General features: G+C 49.9%; 20 protein-coding genes. 13 read left to right on the top strand and 7 right to left on the bottom strand.

The features are described 5' to 3' along the window. Positions 1-30 precede the first annotated feature (30 nt). The gene (locus AC50Y3_RS28355; protein ID WP_494822089.1) at positions 31-585 is read left to right on the top strand and encodes a D-lyxose/D-mannose family sugar isomerase; all 555 of its coding nucleotides are present in this window, start codon (positions 31-33) and stop codon (positions 583-585) included. 70 nt (positions 586-655) lie between these two features. Here AC50Y3_RS28355 and AC50Y3_RS28360 read toward each other — a convergent pair whose 3' ends face one another. Next, positions 656-1,381, bottom strand: coding sequence for a FadR/GntR family transcriptional regulator (locus AC50Y3_RS28360; RefSeq protein WP_494822063.1), 726 nt, complete (start codon positions 1,379-1,381; stop codon positions 656-658). Positions 1,382-1,522: 141 nt separating this feature from the next. On the opposite strand from AC50Y3_RS28360, the gene glcD reads away from it, so the two are divergent. Together glcD and AC50Y3_RS28370 are read left to right on the top strand one after the other, a co-directional pair. Continuing rightward, a complete protein-coding gene (gene glcD / locus AC50Y3_RS28365) occupies positions 1,523-2,938 on the top strand; it encodes a glycolate oxidase subunit GlcD (RefSeq protein WP_494822064.1) in 1,416 nt (471 codons plus the stop codon). Further along, positions 2,931-4,448, top strand: coding sequence for a (Fe-S)-binding protein (locus tag AC50Y3_RS28370; protein WP_494822065.1), 1,518 nt, complete (start codon positions 2,931-2,933; stop codon positions 4,446-4,448). Before glcD ends, AC50Y3_RS28370 begins: the two co-directional genes overlap by 8 nt. A gap of 62 nt (positions 4,449-4,510) precedes the next feature. On the opposite strand, the gene AC50Y3_RS28375 is transcribed toward AC50Y3_RS28370, so the two are convergent. Further along, positions 4,511-4,873: a hypothetical protein gene (locus AC50Y3_RS28375; protein WP_494822066.1), complete on the bottom strand. Its 363-nt coding sequence runs from the start codon at positions 4,871-4,873 to the stop codon at positions 4,511-4,513. Positions 4,874-5,009: 136 nt separating this feature from the next. Next, positions 5,010-6,620, bottom strand: a complete 1,611-nt coding sequence (locus AC50Y3_RS28380) for an alpha-amylase family protein (RefSeq protein ID WP_494822090.1) — start codon at positions 6,618-6,620, stop codon at positions 5,010-5,012. Between the two features lie 108 nt (positions 6,621-6,728). On the opposite strand from AC50Y3_RS28380, the gene AC50Y3_RS28385 reads away from it, so the two are divergent. From AC50Y3_RS28385 to AC50Y3_RS28405, 5 genes are all read left to right on the top strand, one after another. Next, on the top strand, positions 6,729-7,106 hold the full coding sequence (locus AC50Y3_RS28385) for a hypothetical protein (RefSeq protein ID WP_494822067.1): 378 nt from the start codon (positions 6,729-6,731) through the stop codon (positions 7,104-7,106). A 98-nt stretch (positions 7,107-7,204) separates the two neighbouring features. Continuing rightward, the gene (locus AC50Y3_RS28390) at positions 7,205-7,489 is read left to right on the top strand and encodes a hypothetical protein (protein WP_494822068.1); all 285 of its coding nucleotides are present in this window, start codon (positions 7,205-7,207) and stop codon (positions 7,487-7,489) included. Then, positions 7,482-7,607 (top strand): hypothetical protein, encoded by a 126-nt coding sequence (locus AC50Y3_RS28395; RefSeq protein WP_494822069.1) that lies wholly within the window; start codon positions 7,482-7,484, stop codon positions 7,605-7,607. The genes AC50Y3_RS28390 and AC50Y3_RS28395 overlap by 8 nt, the downstream gene beginning before the upstream one ends. Positions 7,608-7,894: 287 nt before the next feature. Then, on the top strand, positions 7,895-8,797 hold the full coding sequence (locus AC50Y3_RS28400; protein ID WP_494822070.1) for an ABC transporter ATP-binding protein: 903 nt from the start codon (positions 7,895-7,897) through the stop codon (positions 8,795-8,797). Next, positions 8,790-10,121, top strand: a complete 1,332-nt coding sequence (locus tag AC50Y3_RS28405; protein WP_494822071.1) for an ABC transporter permease — start codon at positions 8,790-8,792, stop codon at positions 10,119-10,121. The genes AC50Y3_RS28400 and AC50Y3_RS28405 overlap by 8 nt, the downstream gene beginning before the upstream one ends. A gap of 50 nt (positions 10,122-10,171) precedes the next feature. On the opposite strand, the gene AC50Y3_RS28410 is transcribed toward AC50Y3_RS28405, so the two are convergent. Together AC50Y3_RS28410 and AC50Y3_RS28415 are read right to left on the bottom strand one after the other, a co-directional pair. Beyond that, on the bottom strand, positions 10,172-12,508 hold the full coding sequence (locus AC50Y3_RS28410) for an MMPL family transporter (protein WP_494822072.1): 2,337 nt from the start codon (positions 12,506-12,508) through the stop codon (positions 10,172-10,174). 33 nt (positions 12,509-12,541) lie between these two features. Continuing rightward, positions 12,542-13,174, bottom strand: coding sequence for a TetR/AcrR family transcriptional regulator (locus AC50Y3_RS28415; RefSeq protein ID WP_494822073.1), 633 nt, complete (start codon positions 13,172-13,174; stop codon positions 12,542-12,544). Positions 13,175-13,513: 339 nt separating this feature from the next. Here AC50Y3_RS28415 and AC50Y3_RS28420 point away from each other — a divergent pair, with 339 nt between their 5' ends. The 5 genes from AC50Y3_RS28420 (at position 13,514) to AC50Y3_RS28440 (ending at position 20,043) form a co-directional block, all read left to right on the top strand. After that, positions 13,514-15,457, top strand: a complete 1,944-nt coding sequence (locus AC50Y3_RS28420; protein WP_494822074.1) for a glucosidase family protein — start codon at positions 13,514-13,516, stop codon at positions 15,455-15,457. 207 nt (positions 15,458-15,664) lie between these two features. Next, positions 15,665-16,564 (top strand): nucleoside hydrolase, encoded by a 900-nt coding sequence (locus tag AC50Y3_RS28425; protein WP_494822075.1) that lies wholly within the window; start codon positions 15,665-15,667, stop codon positions 16,562-16,564. A gap of 37 nt (positions 16,565-16,601) precedes the next feature. Continuing rightward, positions 16,602-17,522: an ABC transporter permease gene (locus AC50Y3_RS28430; RefSeq protein WP_494822076.1), complete on the top strand. Its 921-nt coding sequence runs from the start codon at positions 16,602-16,604 to the stop codon at positions 17,520-17,522. 18 nt (positions 17,523-17,540) lie between these two features. Continuing rightward, the gene (locus AC50Y3_RS28435; protein WP_494822077.1) at positions 17,541-18,464 is read left to right on the top strand and encodes a carbohydrate ABC transporter permease; all 924 of its coding nucleotides are present in this window, start codon (positions 17,541-17,543) and stop codon (positions 18,462-18,464) included. Positions 18,465-18,516: 52 nt separating this feature from the next. After that, a complete protein-coding gene (locus AC50Y3_RS28440; RefSeq protein ID WP_494822078.1) occupies positions 18,517-20,043 on the top strand; it encodes an ABC transporter substrate-binding protein in 1,527 nt (508 codons plus the stop codon). Positions 20,044-20,103: 60 nt separating this feature from the next. Here the strand turns inward: AC50Y3_RS28440 and AC50Y3_RS28445 are convergent, their stop codons facing one another. Both AC50Y3_RS28445 and AC50Y3_RS28450 read right to left on the bottom strand, forming a co-directional pair. Beyond that, positions 20,104-21,918 carry a sensor histidine kinase gene (locus tag AC50Y3_RS28445; protein ID WP_494822079.1) on the bottom strand — a complete coding sequence of 605 codons (1,815 nt, stop codon included), beginning with the start codon at positions 21,916-21,918 and terminating at the stop codon, positions 20,104-20,106. Next, a complete protein-coding gene (locus tag AC50Y3_RS28450) occupies positions 21,915-23,480 on the bottom strand; it encodes a response regulator (RefSeq protein WP_494822080.1) in 1,566 nt (521 codons plus the stop codon). The genes AC50Y3_RS28445 and AC50Y3_RS28450 overlap by 4 nt, the downstream gene beginning before the upstream one ends. Positions 23,481-23,607: the final 127 nt, after the last annotated feature.

Here is a 23,607-nt window from a genome sequence, read left to right on the forward strand (position 1 = left end):
AAAGCGAATGGCCGAATCATAAGGAGGCGGATGAGCGTGAAGAGAAGCGAAGTGCGGGCCGCGCAGCAGCGGACGGCGGAATTATTTGGTCAAGTCGGTATTGTGCTGACAGCGGAGGAACGTGACAATATAGAGGTCGCAACGTTCGGACTAGAGGATTTGGAAACGCAAGGACTCGAACTCATTACGTATATTAATAATGATCGCTATTGCGCGAAGGAGCTTGTTTTGTTCGCCGGCCAAACCTGTCCTGAGCATCTGCATCCACCGGTTGGTGCGGATCCCGGCAAGCTGGAAACGTTCCGCTGCCGATTCGGCAAAGTGTGGCTCTATGTCGAAGGAGAGCCAGCTGCCGCAATTCAAGCGAAAGTCCCGGCAGGCAGTGAGCCGTATTACACGGTGTTCCATGAGATTGAGCTGAATCCGGGCGAGCAATATACCATCTCCCCTGGCACGAAGCATTGGTTCCAGGCGGGCAGCGAAGGCGCGATTGTGTCGGAGTTTTCCAGCACGAGCCGCGATGAATGTGATATATTCACCGATCCGAATGTGCTGCGTATACCTGTCATCGAAGAAGATCTATAGGATGTGCAGAGCGAAAACCGGTATCTCCGCTATGGGGTACCGGTTTTGTTGTTGACCGATGCTCTGCTTGCTAGAGGGTACCGGTTTTGTCGCGCAGCACCTGCTCGACTTTGGCGAGATGAATCTCCATGCGCGAGGATGCGAGTGCTTCATTCTGCTGTTCGATCGCATCAACGAGGGCGCTATGCTCTTCGAGCAGCCTGCGCGCGGACTGACGTTCGGCATAGAACCAGAGGGAACGCGTATCGCGCATGCTCTCATGCAGCCGGATCGAGAGTGACTTCATGAGCTCGATGAGCATCGGGTTATGGGTCGCGGCCGCGATTTGCTCATGCAAGCGGACATCAGCCTGCTCGCTGAAGGCTTCATCAGGCAGCCGCTGCTCCATCTGCTGCAGCGTCTCGTGCAAGGCAGCAAGATCGTCAGCGCTGCGATGTTTAGCGGCTAGTGCGGCGCAGCCGGTTTCGAGCACTTTGCGCACCTCCAGCAGTTGAAGCAGGGAATCGGCGCGATCCAGCCAGTCTTCCTTGAGGGCGGCGGGCGAGTTGTCCTCGAGCAGTCCGGGATCAGGCGATTTGACGAAGGTGCCGCCGCCTTGACGAATATCGAGCAGTCCTTTCGCTTTGAGCGCGCTTAGCGCTTCGCGAATAGTAGAGCGACCGACGCCGTATTCGGCGGCGAGGTCAACAACGGACGGAAGCTTGTCGCCGGGAAGAATGGCACCGGATGTAATCCGATTATAAAGCTCGCGAGAAACCCATTCATTACTCTTGAGCGGGCGTTCGTTCATATTCATAGGGAGAATCCTCCTGAGCGGGTGGCGTCGTCAAAATGACGGCTAATTATCGATGTTCCATTTCTCCATCTTATGATATACTTTTTTCAAAGCAAAGTCATCAGACGACCTGATCTATTTATCGCTGGGGGGAACTCTTATATGCTTCATGACACGGTCAAAATCAAGCTGCGCGCTATCGTTGGCGAGCAGTGGTTCAAAGACGATCCGGAATCGTTAATTACGCATTCCTACGACGGAACGCCGATGCTGCAATCGCTGCCGGATGGCGTCATTTATCCCGAGAATACGGCGCAAGTATCAGCCATATTGAAGCTGCTTCAGGAGCACCGCATCCCGGTTGTCAGCCGCGGCTCCGGCACGAATCTATGCGGCGGAACCGTACCGGTCCACGGCGGAATTGTCATGGTCATGCACCGCATGAACCGTATTCTTGAGGTGGATCTCGAGAATCTCACCGCTACCGTGCAGCCTGGCCTGAATACGAAGCAGTTTATTACGCATGTGGAGCAGCTTGGCCTGTTCTATCCGCCGGACCCGAGCAGCATGGCGATTTCGACGATCGGCGGCAATATTGCCGAGTGCTCCGGCGGACTGCGCGGCTTGAAATATGGGACGACGAAGGATTACGTGATTGGCCTTGAAGCCGTACTCGCAAATGGCGAGATTCTTCGTACCGGCGGCAAGCTGATGAAGGACGTTGCCGGCTATGATTTGACGAAGCTGCTGGTCGGATCGGAAGGTACGCTTGCGGTTATTACGGAAGCGACGCTGAAGCTGATCCCGCCGCCGAAGACGAAGAAGACGATGCTGGCGATGTATAAGGATCTGTATGGCGCGGCGCGCACCGTTTCGAAGATTATTGAGAACCGCATTATTCCGGCGACGCTGGAGTTTCTCGATAATCCGACGATTCGAGTCGTGGATGATTTTGCGAAGCTGGGGCTTCCGCTTGATATGGACGCGATTCTGCTCATCGAGCAGGATGGCGATCCGGAGATGGTGGAGCGGGATATTGCGCGGATCGCGGATATATGCCGCAGCGAGCATGCGGAACGCGTCTCCATTGCGGAGAACGAAGCGGAGGCGCTGAAGCTGTTGACTGCGCGGCGGAGTGCTTTTACGGCTTTGGCGAGACTGCGTCCGACGACGATTCTGGAGGATGCGACGGTGCCGCGTTCGAAGATCGCCGAGATGGTGCTTGCCATCAACGAGATTGCCGAGCGGCATAACGTGACGATCTGCACGTTCGGCCATGCCGGAGACGGCAATTTGCATCCGACAGCTACGACGGACGCGCGCGATAAGGATGAAATTCATCGTGTGGAGCTGGCGTTCGAGGAAATCTTCGAGGCCGCCATTGCGCTCGGTGGCACGATCACGGGCGAACATGGCGTTGGCCTAGTGAAGGCTCCGTATTTGGAGTGGAAGGTAGGCGCGGCAGGCATGGAGGTTATGCGGGCGATCAAGACTTCTTTTGACCCGAACAACATCTTGAATCCGGGCAAAATGTTCGCCAAATCCACGCGCAAAAGGGTGGTGCTCGGCCATGGCTAACTCTCTTGTCTCCCTGCTGGAATCTAAGGAAGGCGGCAAGTGCAGCGAGCTCGCTACGACGCTGAAGAGTACGCTCGATTACGATCAGCTTACCAATTGCATGCGCTGCGGCTTCTGTTTGCCGGCATGTCCGACCTTCCGCGAAACGGGCATCGAAGCGGAATCGCCGCGTGGACGAATCGCGCTGATGAAGGCCGTGGCGGATGGAATCATGGATCCGGACTATGCGTTCGAAACGCAGATGAATCATTGTTTGGGCTGCCGTGCATGTGAGCCTGCATGCCCTGCGGATGTAAAATACGGTCAGCTGCTGGAGCAGGCGCGTGACTCCATCGAGCAGCATACGACTAGCCACCGGTGGTGGGTAAAACTGGCACGGAAGACCGCATTCGATGGCATGTTTCCGCATCAGAAACGGATGCGGCTGCTCGGGGGAGCGCTGCAAATCTATCAGCAGTCGGGATTGCGCAAGCTCGTTCGCGGCGTTGGCTTCATGAAGCTGTTTCCGGCTCATATGGGACAGATGGAGAGCATCTTGCCGGACGCTTCGTATCGCGGCGTGGTTGAGCAAATCGGCTCCCACCATCCGGCGAAAGGGGAGCGGGTGGGAACGGTCGGCTTGTTCCGGGGCTGCATTATGGATGTGTTGTTCACGGAAACGAATAAGCACACGGTTGAACTGCTGAATGAAGCGGGCTTCGACGTCGTCATTCCCGAGACGCAAAATTGCTGCGGCGCGCTGCATGCGCACAGCGGCGAGCAAGCAGGAGCGAAGGAGCTGGCCAAGCGCAACATCAAGGCGTTCCAATCCGCAGGCGTCGATTGGATTGCTTCCAATGCCGGCGGCTGCGGCGCGCTGCTGGTGGAATACGACCACCTGCTGCACGATGATCCGCAGTGGGCGGAAGGCGCGGCTTGGTTTGCGAAGCGCACGCTTGATGTGAGCAAGCTGCTCGTGGAGCACGGCCGCTTGCAGGACGCGGCGACGCTGGCCGTGGCGGCGAGCAAGGCTGCCGCTGCGCCTAGCTGCGGCGGAGGCAGCGCGAAGCCTCGCTCGGGCTTGGCCGAAACCGCCAGCGCGGCAGCGGCCGAAACCGCTGCCGCCGGATGCGGCGGCTCCTGCGGAGGCGGCGTTAGCTTCGCCTCCACGGACAAGGTCCGCATCACGTACCAGGATTCCTGCCATCTGCGCAACGCGATGCGCTCCTCCGAAGCGCCGCGCAAGCTGATGCGCAGCGTGGCGAATGCGGAGTTCATCGAGCTCTACGAGGCGGATCGCTGCTGCGGCTCGGCGGGCATTTATAACTTGACCCAGCCGGAGATGGCCGGCCACATTCTGGATCATAAGATGGACCATGTGAAACGAACAGACGCCCATTACTTGCTCACAAGCAATCCCGGCTGTCTGCTGCAGATGAAGCTTGGCATCGAGAAGCATGGCATGAGCGGCAAGATGGAAGCCGTGCATCTGGTTGATTTTCTGCATGAGCGGATATGTAAGTCGGAATAGCCACATAAAGAAACAGTCCGGGGATGTCGACCCACGGACTGTTTTTTCATGCAGCAAAACGGTCACTCGCATCTGCCAATGAGGAAGTAATCCTCGACGTGAACATGGTCCCAAGTGACGCCAACGGTAAAAGCAACGTTACTGCCCCCAATGCCGCTTGTCTCAATACGAACGCCGAAGACATTGACACCTGCATATACATTGTCCAGCGTATAGCTGGAGTTGGGCTCTCCGATCGGATTAAGCGATACCAGCTTCATGACATATGGGATTTTCTCGCCGGATCCGGAGCCGGACGGCACGATTTGATAGACTTCGATGGCTGCGGCGGCAGGCTGTCGGTCGGTCGTGAAGACACAAATCGCAAGGCTTGTGATCTGCGGAACTTGGCCGTTCCAAATCGGACCGGAATCATAGATGGGCATAACTCGTCCTCCTTTATATGATGTGACTATTACTAGTTACTATATGGTAGTGAGACAAGTTTGGTTATAGATAGCTGGCTAACTAATGGAAAACAAGCCCCTGATCAGGATCAGGGGCTTGCGTTATTAATTGCGACTATACCCACCAGCCGTTATCCTTCTCATCCAGCAGCTCTGCGGAAACCTCGTTCCATTGGAACGAAGTTTCTTCACCGCCCAGCACCCAGCGGCTCGGACATGTCGTGCGCAGCCAATCCAGCGGCTCGCCAACCGGCAGCGGCTGAGCCGCCAGTTCAAAAGCGGCGCGCAGTGCGAGCTCCTGCTCCTTCGAAACGATGGCCGGATCGGCCGAAACGAACAGCGGAGTGCCGCTGCCGGCAAGCAGGCGCAGCCATTCCCGGTTGTAAGCCCATGGCACGTCCTTCGTTAAGCCCAGGCAATCCGCATCGTGGCTATAGAAGGTGCCATGCTGCGTCATGCGAAAAGCCATCGTGTTCACGCCCATGTAGCGAGTCCGCTCCCACCAGCGTCCGCTTGTATCATCGCCGGTCCGCTGAATCTCGAACAGTCCTGCGGAAAGATGGCTAAAGGTGTTGCAGCCAATAATGTCCGCCTGCCCGGAAGCTTCGGCAATTGTACGGTATAACTCGAGCGTAATTTCGGCGGTTGTCTTGGAACGATCATGGAACGGATAAGGCAGTGCATGAGGCTTCGATTTCATCGTAAAGCCCCACTGACCGAGCATATCGTACGTCGTAAAATCATGCTTCAGCATATTGAATCCGTAACCTACCATTCGTTCTACCGATTCGCGGATATGGGACAGTACGCCCGGAATGCTAGGATCGAGCACACTGCCGCCGGTGGATGCTTCCTTGTAACGAATCCACTCTGCAGGTACCTGCTCTGTCGTCAGGAGCGGACGGAACCAGAGGCCGGGCTTCACGCCGATCTCTTTCATTTCACCGGCGAGCCGTTCCATGTCAGGGAACTTGCTGTTCCCTATCCACGGTCCGCCATTACAGCTGCCGCCGTCGTCTTTGGCTGACTGCCAGCCATCGTCAATGACCATATACGGACGATTGAGCGTATTCGAAGATAACGAAGAAATAAACCGCGAATCTTCTAAAATCTCCCTATGAGAGCTTTCCCCGTAGGCATAGTACCAGTTATTGCCGCCATATACGGGCTGCTTCGGCATTAAAGGCTTGTCACACATCAAGGCGCAGAAACGCCTTGCCGCTGCGAAAGGCGTTTCGCCAAGCGTGCCCGGATCATAAATGATATCGGCAACCGCAAGTGTACGCGCACCAAGACATACGCCGCCGCTGCCGCTCGTGACATCAGCAGTGAACGTTATGCCATCTGAATCAAGCTGCCAGTAGCAGAGCGAATTCGCGCCTGTCTTCACACCGTAACCTGCTGTGCGCAGCCCATCGTGAGCGAGAAAATACCAAGGCATTACGCGCTCCGGCACGATACCTCGCCATTCCAAGTCTCCGTAACCGCGCTCCCAGTGATCGCCGAGGAGGAGCAGATTTCCTGCCGGCGTTTCATTCCAGCGCAGTTTGATTGTGCGAACGGGCAGAATTGGCGCTTCCAGCTCAAGCGAGATGACATTCCCTCTGCGTTTCATCGTAAGTGCCAGTCCCGCCGCTTCCCATCTATCCGCTCCGGCACGGGCAAGTGTTTGCCAACTGTCCTCCGTTCGGATGACGATAGCGCTCGGTTCACCTGACAAGATCATTGCTGTCAAAGTAATGCCTCCTTGTATACTCGTTTTATAGTTCTATTTTAATATGGATAACCCCTCGCGGCATACACATAAGTAACAACTGGGGCAGGGGTGGTACGTATGGAGGTTTTCAAATCATTCCTGACAAAACTTCTAATCCTGCTTTTTACGCTGCTGTTTATTTATCCGGCGATTCTATTCGCGATCTTGGTGCTGGGATTTACGGACTCTTGGAAGTCGGGAGCTACGATGCTTGTATCGGCACTGCTTCTTCGCTTTATCTTGAAACGTGAGATCGCCAAGCTTCCGCCTCTTCGCAGCTCTAAGCAGGAGCGGTTGGGGAGCTTCCCGGGTATTTATAATGATGATGAGTCTCCGCCGCCGCAGCTCAGCGATATCTACTATGATATTGCTGCAAAAATGAAAGAGCAGGAAGAGATTATTCGTATCGTAAATCAAGTAAATGAGAAACCCGGCACCAAACGAGAGCAGGTATGATGCTCTGGCAAGGTGTTTTTTTGTTTCCAATTGTTTACAAGAACGGAACTGGTTTTTTATAATGGAGTAACCTGACCAGCAGTGAGGAGAGAAGCCCATTGAAGCGATACGTGTTCGTCATAGTCGCGGCGTCTATTATGATTTGTTTGGCCATATTGGCCTATTGGGATGCGTACAGGCCACGGGTTGGTCCCGTCGGCAATGGGCCGGATGATGCCGCTATTCTAAAAGCATTCATCCTTCGGTTCATTTCTTCCGTGAGCGTACTGATCGTTGGCATTACTGGTTTATATAAGCACAGGAAGAAAGTGGGGCAGCGTGCACATGGAGCATTTGGCCAATTACCGCCTAGTCCAATCGATTGCGAGAGAAACGATGAATGACTTACAAACCTTTATTCGTAAAGGAGTAACGGAGCGTGACATCGTTCACAGAGCCGAAAGCTTCATGCGCAGTAAGGGAATCGATTCTTTCTGGTATTATGGGATTGGGGCTACGTAAATCTCGATTTTGCATGTAATGTCGGACTATATTTCGAGCTGGGAAACACGACGATGCTCAGCGAGGCGTCGCTGTTTACCTTTGAGCCGCATATTAGCTTAAAGAATGGCAAGTATGGATTTAAGAGAGAAGATATTTATTATTTTCGAGAGAGTCGGCTCGTTTGTTTATGAGATTGGTAATTCATGCTACCATTGCGGAAGGAAACACGTATAAAGAGATGGCGGAGCGAGCTCGATGAGATTTTGCAGTATCATATCGAACATGCGAGGGGAGTTTTATAGAAGATGAATGCGTTGTCGATTGAACAAGTTTATAAGCAATATGGAGATAAGACGGCAGTAAATGGCATCAGCCTCGAGGTTGCACCGGGAGAAATTTATGGACTGCTTGGTGCCAACGGCGCCGGCAAAACAACGACGATGCGTATGGTACTTGGTCTGATCTATCCGGATTCCGGCAGCATTCGATATGATGGCAAAGCGTATGGGAAAGAGCAGTTGAAGGGACTCGGCTACTTGCCTGAGGAACGCGGTCTGTACCCGAAAGTAAAGGTGTCCGATCAGATCATTTATCTCGCCCAGCTGCGCGGCATGTCCAAGCGGGATGCCGATCAGAACCTGAAGCGCTGGCTGGATCGGTTCGGCGTACCGGAGTACTACGGCAAGAAGGTAGAGGAGCTGTCCAAAGGGAATCAGCAGAAGATCCAGTTCATCGCTGCTGTCATCCACCAGCCGCGCATCGTTATCATGGATGAAGCGTTCAGCGGATTGGATCCGGTCAACGTGGAGCTGCTGAAGTCGACGGTTAAGGAATTGCGTGATGCCGGTTCATGTATCTTGTTCTCGACCCACCGGATGGAGCATGTGGAGGAGCTGTGCCGCAACATCACGATTTTGCATAAATCGAACACGGTTCTGCAAGGTAATCTGAAAGCCATCAAGAAGAAGTTTCCGCGGGAGCGCATTATTCTGGCAACGGACGGCGACGTTTCCGGCCTTGAATCGGTTGGCGGTGTCATGAACGTGAAACGTCAGGAGTATGGTTATGAGCTGCTGATCAATGACGAGGCGGCGGGTCGCCCTGTGCTGGAGCTGGCCATGGCGCAAACCGGCGTGCAGCGCTTTGAAATTTTGGAACCAACGCTCAATGAAATCTTTATTAAGACAGTAGGTGAGAGCCATGAATAGCGGTTTCTGGACAGTTGTAGGCTTTACGGCGAAGAACAAACTGAGAGGGAAAGCTTTTCTCGTTACGACGCTTATCATTGCAGTCATCATGAGTATTGTTATCAATTTACCGTATTTAATCTCTCAATTTAGCGGCGAAGGGAAGCCGACTGCGGTTGGCTACTTGGACAGCACGAGTGAGAAAGCCAAATCAGAGCTGTTCACCTCCACGCGAATTGCCAATATGCTGAATACTTACTATGGGAAGCAGGAGAAGCCGGAACTGAAGCTGGTTCCCATTGCAGACGCCGGTTCGGCAGATGCAAACGAGAAAGCCCTGAAGCAGGCCATTGCCGATGATGTCATTCACGGCTATATCGAATTCTCGCCAGGCAAGGAGAGCGATTTCCCTGCCATTACGTATAAGTCTGAGAGCTTGATGGAATCGAAGGTGTCGTCGTCGTTGTCCGCTGCACTTCAGGTGGTCAAGATGGAGGCGGTCATTGGCGGAGGCGGATTGAGCGACGATGTGAAGGCGCTCCTGACGAAGCCGATTGAGCTGGATTCCGTGCAAATTTCCACTGTGGAAGGTGCAGGCTCAATTGGACAAGGGAAGACGAAGGCCCAGCAAGGCATGGACTTCGGAACGGTGTACGTGATCATTATTATGCTGTTCATGGCGATTATGATCAGCGGTCAAATGATCGCAAGCGAGATTACGGCGGAGAAGAGCTCCCGTGTCATGGAGATTCTCATCACAAGCGTCTCGCCCCTGAAAGCGATGTTCGGCAAAATCTTCGGGATGTTTCTCGTCGTGCTGCTGCAGCTGGCGTTATATATCGTGGTCATTGTGATCAATATGACTTTGCCGCAGAATAGTGATAAACTCGGCGATCTGGGTATTTCGCTGAACGATATCGATCCGGTTCTGGTGACCTATGCGCTGGTGTTCTTCCTAACGGGCTACTTCTTGTTCGCTACGCTCTTCGCGGCAGTCGGCTCCATCGTCAGCCGCACGGAGGATCTGGGCCAGGCGGTGCTGCCCATTACGATGCTGTCACTCGCCGGCTTCTACATCTGCATCTTCGGCGGAATGAACAATCCGGGATCGCTGCTCATGAAGGTGTGCTCGTTTATTCCATTCTTCGCTCCCTACGCCATGGTCTCCCGGCTCGGCCTGTCCGATCCGCCGCTATGGCAAGTATGGCTGTCCATTGCAACGCTGCTGGCTTCCATTCTGGCAGCAGGCTGGTTGTCCGCGAAGATTTATCGCGCAGGCGTGCTGATGTATGGGAAGAAGCCTTCGATGAAAGAACTGTTTAAAGCGATGCGTGCTTATAAGTAAGCTATCGACGAAAAAAGGACCACTGCTTCTGCAGTGGTCCTTTCTTTTAATTAATGTGCCCGGCTTGGTGCAGCCTTCTTCAAATCCTTAGTATCTTTCGTATTCGCAGCTTTGAGCTCTGCGATCAGTTTGTCGCCTTCTACATCCAGGTTCGGGATCATACGGTCAAGCCATTTCGGCATCGACCATGCTTTATCGCCGAAGACAGCCATAATCGCGGGAACAAGCGCCATTCGAACGAAGAAGGCGTCAATCAGAATGCCGATGGTGAGGGCGAAACCGATCTGCTTCAGCATGATGTCTTCGGTCAGAATGAACCCGGCGAAGACCGACACCATGATGACGGCTGCCGCCACGACGACACGGCTTGCTTGCTGGTAGCCTTCGACGACACTGGTAGTTCCTTTATGCCCATGGACATAGGCTTCACGCATAGAGCTGACAAGGAATACTTGATAATCCATCGCAAGACCATACAGAATACCGGATACCATGATCGGCATAAAGCTGAGAAGCGGGCCGCCGGTGTCGAAGCCAAACCAAGCATGCAGCCAGCCCCATTGGAAGACTGCTGTCGTAATCCCGAAGGTAGCCACGATGCTGAGCAGGAACCCAATCGTTGCTTTAACCGGTACGAGAATCGACCGGAATACGAGAAGCAGAATGATCAGCGACAGGATGAGAATAATGCCGATATAGAGCGGGAATACCTCAGCCAATTTGGCTGACATATCGATGTTAATGGCTGTAAAACCGGTCACGCCAATCGTCACGTTGTTACTTTGTGAGATGCTGGAGTCTTTAGCGCGAAGGTCTTGAACGAGATTGCTCGTTGCTTCGTCCGTCGGACCGGATTTAGGAATGACGCTAATGATGCCGATGTCCCCGGTCTGGTTGATCCCCATTGGCGTTACGATGGAGACATCATGATGCTTCTGAATAGCTTGAACAAGCTTGCCCAGCACTTCAGGCGTAATCTTATCCGAAGAGCCGGAAGGTTCTGCAACCAGCAGCAACGGAGAATTATAGCCTTCACCAAAGCCGGCGGAGATGGCGTCGTAGCTTTGTCTTTGTGCCGTATCCAGGTTTGCCGTATCTCCGGAAGGCATGCCTAATTTCATTTCGGCCGCCGGAACGGCAGCAGCCCCGAGAATAACAATGACACCTATGATGACGAGCCAGCGGCGTTTCACAACGCCGTTCGCCCAGCGATGTGCTACTCCTTGACGGGCTACCTTCGCCTGTTCCTTATTGTTCTTCCGCGCTTTGACCGAACAGATGCGTTCACCAACGAGACCAAGCAATGCCGGCAGCAGCGTCAAGGCTACCAGTACATTGATGAAGACGCTGGCTGCCGCCACGAGTGCCATAGCGGATAGGAAATCAATATTCATGACCACCATCCCGCATAACGCAACAATAACGGTCAATCCTGCGAAGAATACGGCGCTGCCCGCAGTGCCAACCGCTCTGCTCGCAGCTTCTCGTGCGCTTAAGCCTTGATCCAAGATCATGCGGCGCTGACGATTCACAATGAATAAGGAATAGTCGATCCCAACGGCCAAACCAACCATCATGGCAAGTGCAGGCGTGATATCCGTCATCGGAATAAATTTGGAGAGGGAATAAGCACCTCCAATACTTATACCTACACCAAGGAGTGCTGTTACGAGCGGCAGACCGGCTGCAACGACAGAGCCAAGTGTGATGAACAGCACGACCGCTGCAACAACAATCCCGATCCCTTCGGTAGCGCCAATTGCCGGTTTGCCTACAAGCGTGTCGCTTGGCAATGCTTTAATGCCTAAGTTAGCTTGTTCAACTGCAGTAACAGACTTCACGACAGTATCGATAACCTCTTGGGGCAGCGACATTTGCTGAACGGTAAACTGGAACTGGAACAAAGCTACGTTGCCGTCGGCGGAAATCATCACGCCGGGTACGGGATTTCCATCCACGATCAGCGGACCATACGGAGGCTGCTCTGCTGAAGCGGTTTGGTTCGTTTCACTTGCTTGCGTGCTGTCAGCAGCCGTTGCGCCTGCTGCTGCTGCCGCTTCAGCAGGATTAATGACATACTCAATTCCATATACGTCTTGGATTGCTTTAGTAACGGCTTGTAATCTATCTGGCGTATCCAGACGTTCGCCTTTAGGCGCAGTGAAGACAACGCTTGCTTGCCCGCCGGAAGCTTGCGGCAATTCTTCGACCAGCTGATCGAGTACCCTTTGTGCTTCCGTACCTTTTATCTTCATCTCGGAGCTGGTGTGGATGCCATTAATGCCAATAAGCGCACCTACAACACCAAGAATGGCGATCCAGGCAATAATGAAATGCCAAGGCTTGTTGTAAGCCGTTTTACCTATTCTGTACAGGAATGTAGACATAACAGTGTGGTTCTCCTTTTTATATAGAAATTGCTATTTCGGTACAACCATTTGGAAACCGTTTTTTAAATAGCCAAACATTTCGTTCAGATAGTGATCTAACAAGATGGATTCTGATGACTCATCCTTTGGTTGACCGGGAAACAGGATGTTGCTGCTCCCATACAGCATTGGCAGTGCAGCACCATATACGGCGCCAACGAGCAGTTGGATGTAGCTATTCGCATATTGTTCCTGGAATAAGTCCAGCAGCAATTCCTCGGCATCACCTTGATGACGGTGGAGTGAACTAAGGATATAAGGCTCTAACGTCGGATAAGTTTTGGAAAGCTTGACGAGCTCACGTGTCTTTTGAAATAAACCGGCTGTAAGCTCCATCCTGACCAGATGCTCCAAAACCTCAAGCGGAGTAGCATGATCGGCCAGGTTCTCGAGCAAATCATTCACTTCATCGACGTTATTAAAGGCAGATGCCCCCATCACTACAGCTTCTTCTTTACAGGAAAAGTGATTCGCGAACGTTCTTCTCGAATATCCCGCGCGCTGCACAACATCCTCGACAACAAAACCGTCCATCCCGTTTTCCAGTGCGAGATCAAATGCGGCTTCGGCAAGTAGATTTGCGGTTGCTTCTCTTTTGACATCACGCAAGCTTTGCTTATTCATGTGTATCGGCCGTAGGCCTTCACCTCACTTCATATTCGTACCTTTAGCACTCCTATTGCCCAATGGGCAATAATGAACATGGGATTATTATTGCACAATGGGCAATGATGCACAATGGGAAGCGTTTGACGGTTTTGTGGCAATGGAGGATGGAGCTTGTTCATCTTGGAATGGAGTAGTAACGCCGAACCGCGTTTGGTATATTGATGTAAACGTTGTCATTTAGTGATGAAAAAGACAATGCCGTGAGGGTATGTACATCCTCAATTTTCCTAGCGTACCCTAATATAAGAGATGATATCAGCAGGGAATCGAACGAATACCAGAGAGGTGATAACTATGAATGCAATCCAAACAGTCAACCGTTGGTCGCTAAACAGTCAGCATCAGATCACATGGGAGATTAAGAACGAGACAAGACTTCCGCACGAGGATCATATTGAAATGAGCGGGAAGCGAATATCCATGATCGTCCATTATGGAATTGATGAACAAGGAGAATTGGTACTGAAGCGTGGCGTGATCTGGCCCATGCTCAGGACGATTCCTAATGATACACATGCCAGCCTAATACAAGAATATGGCTCGGAGATCCTACCAGCTATCACAATCAACGGCGAGCGGGTGCGATCGGAGAAACCCTACGAAGTAACGTTTAATGGATTGCTTGCCATTAAGTGCCGAACAGACAACAAGCTTCGTATCGAGCATTTGCTCTTCCCAACCACGGATTGCAGCGCGGCGATGGAGAAATACACGCTTGTTAATGATTCACGGGAGCCCATGACGATAGAAATCTCTTCTCTGGCTCATTCTCACACCAGGAGAGGAGTCTATGGAATCTATCTGCTTGATGTGATCCACGATGCGCCTTCGGAAGTGACATTACAGCCGGATGAGGCTTTTTCCTTCTATTTGACGATCAGCGGAAGGAAGCTGCTCGACTCTGTTCAAGTCTATAACGGGCGTGAAGAAGAGGAGAAGCGAGAGGGGTTTGTAAGTCAAATTCGTTCCACTTTGCAGCTTGAAACACCTGATCCCGTTCTAAACCAAATGTTTGAATTCGCTAAGCTGCGGGCGTCGGAGAGCATATTCGCGACAAAAGGCGGTTTAATGCACGGACCCGGGGGAGGCTCCTATTATGCAGCTATCTGGGCCAACGATCAAGCGGAGTACGTCGGTCCATTCTTTCCGTATCTGGGGCACAGCGCAGGAATCGAGGCATCCTTAAATTGCTACCGTCTATATCGCGCTTTCATGGGTCCTGACTACTCGCGTATTCCTTCCTCTATCATTGCGGAAGGTGTTGATGTATGGGAGGGTGCCGGAGACCGGGGAGATGCGGCAATGTATGCTTATGGTGCCTCCTTATTTACGCTAGCCCAGGGAGATGTATCGATTGCCCGGGAATTGTGGCCGGCCATTCAATGGTGTTTGGAATACTGCAAACGGATGCTTACGGTTGAAGGCGTGGTTGCATCCGACTCGGATGAGTTGGAGGGCAGATTTCCTACGGGGAAAGCTAATCTCTCTACTTCTTCTCTCTATTACGGGGCTTTATGCGCAGCCTCTAAACTAGCTCGATCTTTGGGTGAAGAAACGATGGACGAAACGTATAGTGCGGAAGCAATCCAAGTAAGGCAGGCCATTGAACGTTATTTCGGCGCAACCGTCGATGGATACGAAACCTATCGTTACTATGAGGGCAATGATAAATTACGTTCTTGGATTTGTCTGCCTCTGACTATGGGAATCATGGATCGCAAAGAGGGCACTGTCAGAGCGTTATATTCGCCTAATCTGTGGACGATGGATGGCCTCGCCACGCAGTCTGGAGACAAGACGTTCTGGGATCGCTCTACGCTATATGGTTTTCAGGCGACATTCATGGCGGGAGAAGTCGATCAATCGCATCAATATCTTAAAGCTTACTCAAGAAGAAGGCTGCTGGGCGACCACGTACCCTATGCGGTTGAGGCGTTCCCGGAAGGAAACCAAAGACATTTATCTGCAGAGAGCGCGTTATACTGCCGTATCTTTACGGAAGGGGTTTTTGGCATCAAGCCGTCAGGGTTAGATTCCTTCACATGCGCGCCGCAGCTTCCTGCGGAGTGGAACACCATGGCCCTCCGTTCCATTCAAGCCTTCGGAAGAAACTTTGATCTTCATGTGACTAGAACGGAGAGTGGACTCCAAATTCAAGTGGACGTGAATGAAGTAACGTTGACCTATGCTTGTTTGCCGGGAGAGAAGATCGAAGTTGTTCTTCCAAACCGATCATAACGAATAGCCCCAAAACCTTGATGACCTTGGTCTATCAAGGTTTTTTTCTGTTGTTTAAGAGTTTAAGAGGCGAATAGGAGGCCGCTCAAAACATCGTATATTTTTACTTATTATCATATTTTTGTTTATATATCCGTTTCTGATTTAAGACTACAATATTACTTGTAAGCAATTGTAAGCCCTTTCATTTGATGATACGGAGGATGAATGATGGACAGAACAAAGATAATTATAGATACGGATATTGGCGATGATATCGACGATGCACTGGCGATCGCGTTTGCTCTCGAGTCGCCTGAACTGGATGTTATCGGTATCACGACGGTATTCAAAAATGTGACAGCCAGGGCAAAACTAGCGGTTAACATGCTCGAGATGGCCGGTCGGTCGGATATTCCCGTATACGCCGGAATCGGAAGTCCGATCCTCAACAAGGTTGACTTGAACGAGATCCCGAACCAATTCTCTGAAGAAAAGGACGGACATGCGGAGGGCTACGGTACAGATGCGATAGATTTCATTATCAATACGGTCATGAAATCCGAAGGGGATATCACATTAGTGCCGATCGGTCCTTTGACCAATATTGCGATTGCTATCCTTAAAGAGCCGGAGCTCAAAACGAAGGTGAAAGAAATCGTAATGATGGGCGGTTGTTTCTACAGCCACCTCAGTGAATGGAATATCAGATGCGACCCGGAAGCCGCCAGAATCGTGTTCGAATCGGGTATTCCCATTAAGGCTGTCGGACTGGATGTTACGGTTCAATGTATCCTGACCAAAGAAGATGTCGACCGGTTGTTCACCAAGCCTAAACGGTCGGCCGCTTATATTCGCGAATTAGTCGGAAGGTGGCAGCAGGTAACGGATCACTATCCGATGATGCATGATCCTCTGGCGATTTGCGCGGTATTTGACGATAAAATTCTGGAATTCCAACGGGATGAGATTGTTGTGGAGACCCAAGGTGAGTTTACACGCGGGGCGACTTATAACAAAACCGCACTCTACTGGCGCGGAAATGCGGAACAGTCCGTCATCCAGGCTGCCAAGAACGTGGATTCGGAAGCTTTTATCAAGCTGTATATGGACAGGGTTTGCTACTAGTTCCCATATGACTTGCAGACGAAGGAAGTGAACAGGTTTGAACAAGCACGGCTTTCTCTATGAACTCCGGAAAAACAGAACCTTATTTCTGATGGCTTTACCTGCGATCTGTTTGATTCTCTTGATCGCTTATATCCCTATGGCCGGAATCATACTGGCATTCAAGGATTACAGGTTTAACCTTGGCGTGTTTGGCAGTCCATGGAATGGGTTCGAGAACTTCAAATATTTCTTTACTTCCGGAACAGGCTTATTGGTAACGAGAAATACGATCCTCTACAACATGCTGAATCTTGTAACCTCGCAATTGTCTGCCATTATGATCGCGATTTTTATCAATGAGATGAGAGGCCGGTATTTCAAGAAAATATCGCAATCGATCATTTTCTTGCCCTTCTTTATTTCGTGGACGATTGTTGGCGTCTTTGTTTTCAACATCTTCAACTATGAGACCGGAACGCTGAATACGGTGCTTAAAGCGTTGAACCTGGATCCGGTTAATCTGTACAGCATGCCTTATGTATGGGTATTCATCATTTGCTTTTTTAACGCGTGGAAATGGGTTGGTTATACGTCGGTTATCTATATTGCGTCTATTGTCAGCATCGATTCCGAGTGCTTTGAAGCGGCGGAAATCGACGGGGCCAATATATTTCAGAAAATATTCTACATCACCATTCCATCGATCATGCCAACGATATTCATCATTTTCCTATTGAATCTGGGCCGAATATTACGCGGCGACTTCCAGATGTTCTACCAGATTGTCGGGAATAACGGCCAGCTCTTTGACGCCACCGATGTAATCGACACGTTCGTATTCAGATCGCTGATTACAAGCGGCGATATCGCGATGCCGGCTGCGGCCACCTTCTATCAATCCGTGCTCTGCTTCGTCACGATCATGGTGGTGAATGGAATCATCAGAAAGACCAAACCGGACAACGCTCTGTTTTAGGAACAGGAGAGGAGAACTATGCAGCAACCTTATGCTACCGGCACGAATGAAAAGGCGCACAAGAAGATTGAAGGCACGTATCTGTTATTCAACATAATCAGCTATTCGGTTGTTATCGTGGCTGTAGTTCTATGCCTGCTGCCATTTGAAATGCTGGTGTCCGGATCATTCACTTCGGAAAGTGCCATTACGCAGCATGGCTACGGTATCATCCCATCTGAATTTTCTTTACAGGCTTATAGAGTCCTATTCAAGTACCCCGAGGACATCTTAAGGGCCTATGGAGTATCCATTTTCATTACGGTGGTTGGAACCGGCGTAGGACTGTTTGTTACTTCGATGACTGCTTATGTGCTGAACAGAAAGGATTTCTTATATCGAAACAAGCTTGCGTTCTTCTTTTACTTCACCACGTTGTTCAATGGCGGGATTCTATCGTTGTACATCTTCTTCGTCAAATACCTGCATTTGAAAAACAGCCTGCTTTCCTTAATCATCCCGCTGATCATCAATGTGTTTTATTTGATCGTGATGAGAACCTTTATAAGCTCGATACCCGATTCCATAAGCGAATCCGCAAAAATCGACGGAGCGGGAGACTTCACCATTTTTTTAAAGCTGATTTTACCGCTAACGAAACCCGGGCTTGCGACAATCGGACTGTTTTATGCTCTGGAATATTGGAACGATTGGTATAACGCCATGCTTTTTATAACGGATATTAAGTTATATCCCCTTCAATATTTGTTGTTCTCGACGCTGCAATCGTCCGAAGCCATATCCAGACTATCCAGCATAGCAAGCGTATCCATGATTGATGTCCCTACCTTATCCCTAAAGCTGGCTATGGCGGTTATTGCTACAGGCCCCATTATCCTCGTCTATCCCTATGTACAGAAGTATTTCGTGAAGGGTCTTACCGTCGGAGCAATAAAAGGATAATCTCGGTTCATCCGGTTTATCGTATAAACAACATTTTTAAGGGGGAGTACGTGTGAGGAAGACAAAAGCACTAACATTGCTTTTAAGTGTGGCACTCAGTATGGGGCTTGTGCTTACAGGCTGCGGCGGTGCGGAATCCGATGACTCAAACGGCAATACAAGCAGCTCAAAAGAAAATGCCGGTAATACAGCTGTGGATATTTCCAAGAAGGTTGAATTGAACATGTACCTGATCGGCTCGCCTGCTAAGGATTACGACATGGTGCTTGCCGAAGTAAACAAGAAGCTCGAGAAGGATTTGAATGCTACCGTAAAAGTAAACTGGGTGGGCTGGGCCGATTTCGGCACGCAATATCCGCTGCTCCTGGCTTCAGGCGAACCGATCGATCTGATTTACGCATCCACGTGGACGAATTTCTATTCCAATGCTCGAAAAGGCGCTTTCCTGGCGATTGAAGATCTGGCTAAGACGTATGCGCCGAAAAGCTTGGCTCAAATCACCCCTGATGCGTATAAACAGACAGAAGTTGACGGCCATCTCTACGCCATGCCTGCGCAATTCTACCAGTATGGTGACATGGGCTATATCGTACGTGGCGACTTGATGGACAAATACGGTTTGAAAACGATCGAAAACTTGGATGATTACGGCAAATATTTGGATGCCGTCGTGAAGAACGATTCGCAGCTGGATCCAAGCGGTCAGATTAGCTCGTCGGGCGGTCTTGAAAGCTATTACGCAAACGCAAATGGCTACTATAACATCCTGGCGACGCAGTACTCCCCGTTTATGGTGAGCATGGATGATGCTTCCGCTAAAATCGTGGACTTGTATGAAACCGATGGCATTTCGGATTACTACAAGAAAATGAAGGAGTGGGGCGATAAAAACTACTGGTCCAAATCGATCTTGTCCAATAAAGACGACAAGATGTTCGAGAACGGAAAAGCGGCCAGCAATTTGCATAACCAGGATTCCTGGAAAGGTGCTTACATGAAGCATCCGGATTGGGATGTCAGATTCTTCCCGAACAGCAAATACACGTATAAAACGTCTGCCATGCAGGATGGAATGGCGATCCCGGCATCGGCCGCCAACCCTGAGCGGGCGCTGATGTTCCTGGAATTGCTAAGAACGGATCAAAGCTATTATAACCTCCTCACTTACGGCATCGAGGGCAAACATTATGAGATTACCGCGGACAACAAGCTGAAAGCACTAGATTTGGACGGCTTTGCACCTGAAGGCTATTGCTCCTGGGGCTTTAAGTCGCCTGAGTTCTACAAAGAGCCTGTCGACTCTCCGCCGAACATTAATGAAGTGAGAAAGCAGCTGGCAGACAGGGCACTCGATAATCCTTATGCGCTCTTCACGCCTGATTTCGAGCCTGTCAAAAACGAAATGGCTGCCGTTAATAACGTCGTGCAGCAGTACGCGCTTCCGCTCAACTATGGCTATATTAAAGATCCGGAACAAGGTCTGAAGACGCTGGTCGATAAAATCAAAAATGCCGGCTCGGATAAGATCATCGCCGAAATGCAGAAACAGCTGGATGCCTTTCTTGCAGCCAATAAATAGCTAACGGGAAGTAGATGGACAAAAGGTTCAGGAGGGGATTGCCCCTTCCTGAACCTTTTGTTATCCAGCGGTACGTACAGCCGGGATTCTGATTTCGACCAACGTTCCGTTTCCCGGCGAGGAGCGGTAGGTTAGGCCGTATTCCTGGCCGTAGCAGAGCTTGATCCGATGGTTGATGTTTCGCACGCCATAGCCATGGACTTCATCGGCTGCGTTTCCGTTTGCAAGGATCTCTTCGGCTTTTTCCTGCGGCATTCCCACGCCATCGTCCTTGACGGTCAAGACCAGATCATTTCTGTCCAGAAATCCTGTGATCGTAATGGAGCCTCTATCTTTATCCCTGTCTTCTCTAATGCCGTGGATAATGGAGTTTTCGACAATCGGCTGGAGAATTAGTTTCAGGATATTGCAGCTATATAAGCCAGGGTCAATATCGATTGCCAGTTTGATTTTATCGTCAAATCGCAGATTCTGAATTTTGACATAGATGCGGATATGATCGAGCTCATCCTCGAGACTTACGATATCTTTGCCCTTATTCAGACTTAGCTTATAAAACTTGGCCAGCGATTGCGAGATGACGGCAATCTCAGGTACGTCATTGTCAATGGCTTTCCAGTTGATCATTTCAAGCGTATTGTACAGAAAATGCGGGTTGATTTGCGCCTGGAGAGCTTTGAGCTCCAGATTCTTGATCTCCTTGCCGTTCTGGTATTGTTCATCCACCAGAAGCTTGATTCGCTTGACCATATGATTGAAGCTGTCGGTTAAGTCGCCGATCTCATCGTGAATTTTGGAGTTCACTTCCACGTTAAGAAAGCCTTCCTGGACCAATCTCATTTTTTTCCTCAGCAGTTGGATTCTCTTGACGGTAGCGCCTGTAATGAAATAGGCAAGCCCATAAGAGACTAGTCCGCATATCAGCATCAATACAAGCATGAGATCTCGAATTCGGATGCTTTGCGCGTATATTTCCGTAAACGGAATCGCCGTCACCATCGTCCAATCCGTATTTTCGATCGCTCTTGCTTTAATAACGAAATCGCTGTTGCCGAATTTCGCGTTATTCCATAAGGTGTCGTTATTCTGAAGTTCCTTGATAAGCTCCGTGTTCGGGTCGATGCGATTGAAATTGAGCAGGTTCGAGCAGCTTATGATTTCGCCATGGGAGTTTTGAATATAGACGACGCCGTCATAGGTGATATTAGCCTTTTGAATCATCTTTTCAATCGTTTCTTTTAAGATATTCAGCTCGATAATACCGATGAATTCCGTCGTCTGCTCCGTATTTCGGATTTTTCTGATGAGAGAAATCACCTGTACCGGATCGAGGTTGCTGCTGTTGTTTTTAATGCTATGGGGTGGAAGCCAGCTGACCTTATCCTTGGATGACATGAGCATTTTGTAGCTTTGCGTATGCGAGAAGCTGTCCTTATCATAGAAGTTGAAGCTCTGCGCTGCATACATCATCCAGCCGGGAACGTACAGACCCGCCCGGTAGACATCCTCGGTATTTTGGAAGCTGCTTAGAAAATTTTCCAATTTCAACCGGTCGATGTTCTGCTGCACATAATCATTCTCGAACTCTTCCTTGTTTCTTGCCAGAATCGTTTGAACATCGGCATTGAAATAGATGACATCGGATGCCTTTATTAGCGTGTTTACCTTATAGTTTAGAAACGTATAGGCTTGGTCGAACGACTGATCTGCGGAATGGAGAATTTGTTTCTCGTAATCACTGGATACATTTGTGTAGGATATCGTAGTCAGCAGCGCCAGTGGCAAGAAGATGAGAATGAAATAGGAGATGAGCAGTTTTCCCCTAATATTCATATGCGTAAAAAATCCGACTAGAGCCCGGGACCGTTTTTTCACGATTTGTGTTTTCTCCTAAATTGCGTTGGTGTCATTCCCGTTATTTTCTTAAAGGCCTTTGTAAAATAATTGGCATCGTTATAGCCTGATCGATCGGCGATCTCATAAAGCTTGGCTTGCGGCTTCATTAACAAATTGGCCGAATTCTCAATTCGGACCTCCGTAATAAACTCGCTGATGGTTTTGCCTGTCTCTTTCCTAAACAGGGATGAGAGATACGTAGGCGTCAGGTAAACGTGCTCGGCAAGCAGATTCACGGAAATTTCCTTGTCGCTATAGTTGCTTCGTATATATTTGATCACATCAAGAACGGCTCTGCTGCTCAATTCGATATTTTCGATACGATCCAGGAGATACGCGGCCTTCTTCTGGAAATAACCTTTAAGATGCTTGAGCGTATCGATTCGCGACATTATCGCCCAATCATATTCTTCTTTCTGATGGTCGGATGTGCTTAGATGTAATCCCCTCTTTGAAGCTTGCTCAACCAGCATGTGCATCATTTGATAGAATAGATTCTTGACTTCGTCTACCGGAGTTCCTGTTTTTGTCTTAATAACACTATATAACTGTTCGGTAAACTGGATGATTTTATCTTTATGAAGCTCCTGTAAGAGCTCGGCATAAGATTTTAAAATTTCCGCATGGATCGGGTATACGGAGACTTCTCTGTTGGCAGCGTAAAAAACAGTGCCAAAGTCGTAATAAAAAAGATGTTTGAGGAAACCGGCTGCTGTCTCGTAGGAATCACGTATTTTCGACACTTCGGGTGAAGCGCCTCCAACTACCCAAGATAGTCTTGAGCATGTCATTCCTCGCTCCTTCAGATGCTCGGAGAGAAGAGAATAGATCGCAACAAAGTCAATCTTGCGTTCCGGCTTATGTGCGGATAGGACCAAAATAGTGCCGGAGTCCTTCATAACCGCTAAATGGGTATAGCCGTGCGAGGAGTGATTCAGAAATTCGATGATGCTATTGCAGCAGCTTTGTTTAACTTCATTGGTAGTTTTGTCCCCATCAAAGGAAGGGACAACGATGGAGACCGTATAAGAGTCGCCTTGGTCAAAAGGTACGCCGATAAGATTTAAATTTCGTTTCAGTTCATCACATTCGATATGGTTATGAATAAGCTCGTTCACGATGTTCTGCCTGATGAAGGGCAGGCTGTCTGAAAGCGCCATGTTGATATGATTGACTTTATGATTCTCCATACATAGATGTACGGCCTTTTGTATAACCTCTTGCAGCTCTTCAATAACAATAGGTTTCTCGACATAGCTGACAGCATTGAAGCGAATAGCAGCTTTAAGATACTCCTTATCCGAATATCCGCTCATATAGATAATTTTACATTCAGGGAACTGTTCCCGGAGAGATGAAGTGAATTCTATACCATTCATGCCTGGCATTCTTATATCAGATACCACGATATCGGGATGCATGCGGCGAGCTACTTCGAGGCCTTCTACTCCGTCTTTGGCTTCCTCGACAACATCAACACCCAGCTCTTTCCACTTGATGTGCTTTATTAGACCTTTTCTGGTAACGGTCTCATCTTCCACGACTAGAAGTTTAATCATGCGATTTCACTCCCGATTATGTAATGTCATCAATCAAATTCCGCGTCCTCAAATGCCGGAAAAACCTTGATACAGCTGGGAATAGCAAACTTGTACCTCCATGTTACAC

The sequence above is a fragment of the Paenibacillus sp. J22R98 genome, assembly GCF_059383835.1.

Coding starts and splice junctions, on each gene's coding strand:
- AC50Y3_RS28355 (WP_494822089.1), top strand. CDS start 31: ATGAGCGTGAAGAGAAGCGAAGTGCGGGCCGCGCAGCAGCGGACGGCG.
- AC50Y3_RS28360 (WP_494822063.1), bottom strand. CDS start 1,381: ATGAATATGAACGAACGCCCGCTCAAGAGTAATGAATGGGTTTCTCGC.
- glcD (WP_494822064.1), top strand. CDS start 1,523: ATGCTTCATGACACGGTCAAAATCAAGCTGCGCGCTATCGTTGGCGAG.
- AC50Y3_RS28370 (WP_494822065.1), top strand. CDS start 2,931: ATGGCTAACTCTCTTGTCTCCCTGCTGGAATCTAAGGAAGGCGGCAAG.
- AC50Y3_RS28375 (WP_494822066.1), bottom strand. CDS start 4,873: ATGCCCATCTATGATTCCGGTCCGATTTGGAACGGCCAAGTTCCGCAG.
- AC50Y3_RS28380 (WP_494822090.1), bottom strand. CDS start 6,620: ATGATCTTGTCAGGTGAACCGAGCGCTATCGTCATCCGAACGGAGGAC.
- AC50Y3_RS28385 (WP_494822067.1), top strand. CDS start 6,729: ATGGAGGTTTTCAAATCATTCCTGACAAAACTTCTAATCCTGCTTTTT.
- AC50Y3_RS28395 (WP_494822069.1), top strand. CDS start 7,482: ATGAATGACTTACAAACCTTTATTCGTAAAGGAGTAACGGAGCGTGAC.
- AC50Y3_RS28400 (WP_494822070.1), top strand. CDS start 7,895: ATGAATGCGTTGTCGATTGAACAAGTTTATAAGCAATATGGAGATAAG.
- AC50Y3_RS28405 (WP_494822071.1), top strand. CDS start 8,790: ATGAATAGCGGTTTCTGGACAGTTGTAGGCTTTACGGCGAAGAACAAA.
- AC50Y3_RS28410 (WP_494822072.1), bottom strand. CDS start 12,508: ATGTCTACATTCCTGTACAGAATAGGTAAAACGGCTTACAACAAGCCT.
- AC50Y3_RS28415 (WP_494822073.1), bottom strand. CDS start 13,174: ATGAATAAGCAAAGCTTGCGTGATGTCAAAAGAGAAGCAACCGCAAAT.
- AC50Y3_RS28420 (WP_494822074.1), top strand. CDS start 13,514: ATGAATGCAATCCAAACAGTCAACCGTTGGTCGCTAAACAGTCAGCAT.
- AC50Y3_RS28425 (WP_494822075.1), top strand. CDS start 15,665: ATGATGGACAGAACAAAGATAATTATAGATACGGATATTGGCGATGAT.
- AC50Y3_RS28435 (WP_494822077.1), top strand. CDS start 17,541: ATGCAGCAACCTTATGCTACCGGCACGAATGAAAAGGCGCACAAGAAG.